This is a genomic window from Streptomyces sp. SA15 (assembly GCF_002291145.1).
In the GTDB taxonomy this organism is placed as follows: domain Bacteria; phylum Actinomycetota; class Actinomycetes; order Streptomycetales; family Streptomycetaceae; genus Streptomyces.
Genome location: NZ_NTGE01000027.1, coordinates 1 through 1,411, shown reverse-complemented (window position 1 = coordinate 1,411; position 1,411 = coordinate 1). Strand labels below are relative to the sequence as shown.

The 1,411-nt window shown below is 72.5% G+C and carries 1 protein-coding gene; it reads left to right on the top strand.

Going from position 1 to position 1,411, the window contains the following annotated elements; all coding sequences use genetic code 11:
• Nucleotides 1-452: 452 nt before the first annotated feature.
• On the top strand, nt 453-1,411 hold a 959-nt coding region (locus tag CLM62_RS04660), incomplete at its 3' end, for a serine/threonine-protein kinase (protein ID WP_143658939.1).

The following is a 1,411-nucleotide window of genomic DNA, read 5'->3' as shown; positions in this document are numbered from 1 at the left end:
CCGCTGGGACCGCCGAGGCCAGCGCCGACGCCACCGCGGCCAGGGACGTGCCCGCGGGCGCCGTGATCAGCACGTCGCGGCTCGCGGCGCGGCCCCGCGCGGCCTGAGCAGGCGGGTCCAGCGGGTCCACGACGGTCAGCCGGATCTGCATCGCCGTCAGCTGTCCCTTCTGCGCACATGAGCACGTCGGCCAGTACTGGAGGCATCCTCGCACCTGCCACTGACAAAGCGCCCGCCGCGCGGCATCAAATGATCTTGATTGGTCGGCTCTGCCCGCAAAAGTGCCTGACCGGTGCCGCACCGGCGACCGTTTGAGAACCGCTTGAGATCGGTCACGTCGGGGTCGGGCAACCAACCGGACCGAGTCGAGCGTCTTTCCTTCGAACATGGCCACTGGACGCGGCGGCACTACAGTGGGTCGGAACACAGGCAAGCAGCAGGGAGCGCATGACGTGCGGCCGGTAGGCAGCAAGTACCTGCTCGAGGAGCCGCTCGGACGCGGCGCCACGGGCACCGTCTGGCGAGCCCGCCAGCGAGAGACCGCGGGCGCCGAGGCGGCCGTGCCCGGTCAGCCCGGTGAGACCGTCGCGATCAAGGTCCTCAAGGAGGAGCTCGCGAACGACGCGGACGTCGTGATGCGGTTCCTGCGGGAGCGGTCCGTCCTGCTCCGGCTGACCCACCCGAACATCGTCCGGGTCCGTGACCTGGTCGTCGAGGGTGATCTGCTGGCGCTGGTCATGGACCTCGTCGAGGGCCCCGACCTGCACCGCTACCTGCGCGAGAACGGGCCCTTCACGCCCGTCGCCGCCGCCCTGCTCACCGCGCAGATCGCCGACGCGCTCGCCGCCAGCCACGCCGACGGCGTCGTCCACCGCGACCTGAAGCCGGCCAACGTCCTGCTGCGGCAGAACGGCGGCCAGATGCACCCGATGCTGACCGACTTCGGCATCGCGCGGCTCGCCGACTCCCCGGGGCTGACCCGCACGCACGAGTTCGTCGGCACGCCCGCGTACATCGCGCCCGAGTCGGCCGAGGGCCGCCCGCAGACCTCCGCCGTCGACATCTACGGCGCCGGCATCCTGCTGTACGAGCTGGTCACCGGCCGCCCGCCGTTCTCCGGCGGCTCGGCCCTCGAAGTCCTGCACCAGCACCTGAGTGCCGAACCGCGCCGCCCGTCCACGGTCCCCGACCCCCTGTGGACGATCATCGAGCGCTGTCTGCGCAAGAACCCGGACGAAAGGCCCAGCGCCGAGAACCTCGCGCGCGGGCTGCGTGTCGTCGCCGAGGGCATCGGCGTGCACGCGAACTCCGCGCAGATCGCCGCGGCGGAGGGCGTCGGTGCCCTGCTGGCCCCGGACCCGGCCCCCGCGGCCGTCCCGGGCGTCCCCGGCGCCGCCGACCCGACGCAGGT